Genomic DNA, 3,095 nt, shown 5'->3' on the forward strand with positions numbered 1-3,095 from the left:
TGGTCTCCCCCGCGTCCGCCCAGGCCACGGAGCAGGCTCGCCCGGCCGCCGCCGTCGCCACGGTGGAGCGTCAGGCCGGGACCGGGGCCGCCGCAGGAGCCGAGCGCACTGGTGCCGCGTCCGCGCTGCAGGCCGCGCACGGTCACCGGTCCTCCAAGGGTCACGTGACCACGGCGGCGAAGAAGCCGAAGAAGGAGAAAAAGAAGAAGAAGGGCTTCTTCAAGAAGCTCGGCATCTTCATGATCATCGTAATGATCCTGGTCTTCGTCTTCGTGATCGCCATGATCATTCTGGCGATCGTCCTGATCCGCAAGGCCCTCAAGCGCCGTCGCACCTGAGCGGAGAATGAGGGTGCGGGGCGGCCGCGCCGCCCCGCACCCTCCTTTTCGTCAGCGGACGGTCTGGTCTCCGTCGGGCACGTCCTCGACGGTCACCAGGGCCCGGGGCTGCCCGAGGCCCTTGCCCACCGCTTCGGCGATGCCGCGGGGGTCGGGTGCCTCCGGGAAGGGCACGGCCTCCCCGTCCCCGTAGCTCTCGATGGCCTTGACGAAATAGCTCGGGTCCCAGGCGCCGACGGCGCCCCTGACCTCGACCGCGCGCACCGGCCGGCCGCCGACTGCGCGCTTCAGCTCGGACAGGATGCGGTCGGAGCGGTATTCGCCGGGCACCTGGAAGAGGCTCGCGTGAGCCCCCACGAGACCCCCGTCACGCAGCCGGACGGTGACCGTCAGGCAGCTGGTGACGCTCGGGTAGAGGATCGCGCCGCCCGGAGCGGCCTCGGCGACCTGCCCCTCCGTGATCCTGACGGGGACTGTCGTACCGGTCGCGGCCTTGCCCGCCACGGCCTCGGCCTGCGCGGACGGCGGGGCGGCAGCCGCCTCCGCGACCGTCCCGGCCGCCATCTGCGCCGCCACGAGGACGGCCACCGCGGCGGCCGCCCGCCCGGCCGCCCGCCTCGCCTTCACACCGGTCGCCGGAACGCGGGTCGCCGGTACGCCGGTCGTCGAATCGCCTGTTATCTCATTCACGTGATCATTCTGCTCGCAGGCCGCTCAGACCGCCGACTCCGGGCCGAAACGGCTGCGGACCGCGATCTGGACCTCGTCCTCCTCGGCCGGATCCGCGGCGAGCCGGCGCAGCTGCTCGACGACGCGGGCGTCGGCCGTGGCGGCGTGGTGCGCGGCGAGCTCGCGAGTGGTCTCCTCGCAGTCCCACAGGCACTCGACCGCGAAGCCCTTGGCGAACGACGGGTCCGTCGCGGCCAGCGCCCGCGCCGTGCGCCCGCGCAGGTGCGAGGACGACGTCTCGCGGTAGATGTGCCGCAGGACGGGCGCGGCGCAGGTGATCCCCAGCCGCCCGGCACCCGGCACGAGGTCCCACAGGACGGGCGCGTCGGGCCCCTCGGCCCGGACGGTCCGGCGCAGGGCGCCGAGGACGAGTGCCGCGTCGTAGGGGGCGCCGCGGGAGGCGAGCATGCCGGCCGCCGCGCCGCCGAGGGCGTCGGCCCGGTGGATCCAGGCGCGGGCGCGCTCCAGGGCGGCCGTGCCGCGCATCCGCTCGAAGGCGGTGACGGCGGCCTCGGCCACGAGCTCGCCGGGCTCGGCCGCGGCGGCCTCGATGAGGTCGAGCGCCTGGGGGTCGTCGTGCTCGGCGAGATAGCGCAGGGCGGTGGCCCGGGCGCCCTCGGGGCCGAAGGCGGCGGCCTCGATGATCTCCAGCCGGTCCTCGGGGCCCGCGACGGCGTTCAGGCAGCGGGTCGCCGGGACGTGGCGCAGCTGGACGGGGTGCAGGCCGAGGCCCTCCTGGGCCCAGTCGAGGACCTCGCGCACGCTCCAGCCGGGCCGCGGGCCGGTGGGGCGCAGCTGGCGCTGCCAGCGGTCGAAGGAGCCCTGTTCCTGCGCGGCGCGCACCCGGTCCGCCGTGGCGGGCGACTGGGCCGCATCGGCCCACAGCCGCCAGGGGCGGGGTTCGAAGGCGTCGCGCACGGCCGCGGCGAGCGCCTTCTCGCCCTCCGGGGTCCGCGGGAAGCGGGCGAGGATGCTCTCGCCGAGGGCGAGCAGGCCCGCGTCGTCGTCGCGCAGGGCGAGCTCGTCGAGGGCCCAGGCCCAGTTGGCTCCGGAGATCGCGTACCGCCGCAGCAGCAGGAGGGCGTCCTCCCGGCCGTACGAGGCGAGGTGGCCGAGGACGGCGAGGGCGAGCCCGGTGCGCTCCTCGGCGGTGTCGAGGAGGTCGTCGGCGTCGAAGAGGTGGGCGTCGATCCCGTCGAGCCCGGCGTCGAGGTCCAGACACAGGCGCGCGTAATAGAGGGAGCGGTTCTCCACCTGCCAGTCGCGCCTGGGGTCGCCGATGAGGCAGTGGTGGAGCGCCGCGAGCGCCTCCGCCCGCGGCGCCGCGAGGGCATGCAGGGTCCCGTCGCCGCGGCCTCGCTGAAGGAGGCCGAGCAGGGTGCCGCTGGGCGCTATGTCTGGATCGAACATGGGGTCAGCATCCGGTGCGGGGAGTCGGCTGGCAACGGGATTTCCGTCGTCCGGCATTCTTGCCGGTGTCCACCGGTGCTATGCGTGGTGAACAGGGGTAACTCGAGGTCGGTCGAGCGCCCCGCAGCCTACCTGGAGTGAGGGATTCCGCCGAGTCCTGTCCGGTTTGCCCGCACCTCGGCCACTCCGCCCCCGCGTTGACGCGATCCCACTCCCCGTAATCACTTGGTCACCCCCAAGGTGAACCTTCACCACCGCTTCGCCCTGCCATAGGCATATGCCTCAGACACCACCGGATCGGGTGTTGCCAAAGCACTTACAGGCCCTCGCTCGCTGTGCAACAGTCGTTACGGCCCATCCCACGGACCCTATGGAGCCGGCCGCGCCGCGCCCCCCAATCGGAGTACGAGATGCCGTCCCCCCTCCACGCGGACTCCTCCGCTGCTCAGCCGCCCGAGCACGGCACGGTCGACGCCCTCATCTCGCAGACGCGTCAGCTGCGCGGCGGGCTCGACGCCGTGCGGCGCGAGGCGACGGGCCCGGAGGAGCCGGACGACGCCCGGCGGCGCTGGCACCGCGCCCTGTGCGATCTGGCCGCCCACCACCTCGACGATCTCG

The 3,095-nt window shown here is 73.8% G+C and carries 3 protein-coding genes and 1 pseudogene; 2 read left to right on the forward strand and 2 right to left on the reverse strand.

Going from position 1 to position 3,095, the window contains the following annotated elements:
* On the forward strand, positions 1–338 hold a 338-nt coding region (locus V7793_RS35625), incomplete at its 5' end, for a hypothetical protein (RefSeq protein WP_336013823.1).
* Between the two features lie 51 nt (positions 339–389).
* Here the strand turns inward: V7793_RS35625 and V7793_RS35630 are convergent.
* Positions 390–1,028, reverse strand: coding sequence for a hypothetical protein (locus V7793_RS35630; protein WP_336013824.1), 639 nt, complete (start codon positions 1,026–1,028; stop codon positions 390–392).
* A gap of 24 nt (positions 1,029–1,052) precedes the next feature.
* On the reverse strand, positions 1,053–2,477 hold the full coding sequence (locus tag V7793_RS35635) for a HEAT repeat domain-containing protein (protein WP_336013825.1): 1,425 nt from the start codon (positions 2,475–2,477) through the stop codon (positions 1,053–1,055).
* Positions 2,478–2,887: 410 nt separating this feature from the next.
* On the opposite strand from V7793_RS35635, the pseudogene V7793_RS35640 reads away from it, so the two are divergent.
* Positions 2,888–3,095: pseudogene (locus V7793_RS35640) on the forward strand (phosphatase); the annotation flags it as partial.

Source organism: Streptomyces sp. KLMMK (assembly GCF_036961605.1).
Lineage (GTDB): Bacteria > Actinomycetota > Actinomycetes > Streptomycetales > Streptomycetaceae > Streptomyces > Streptomyces telluris.

What these genes read in the sequence shown, in the direction of transcription:
- V7793_RS35635 (WP_336013825.1), bottom strand. Translation starts at nt 2,477, where the DNA reads ATGTTCGATCCAGACATAGCGCCCAGCGGCACCCTGCTCGGCCTCCTT.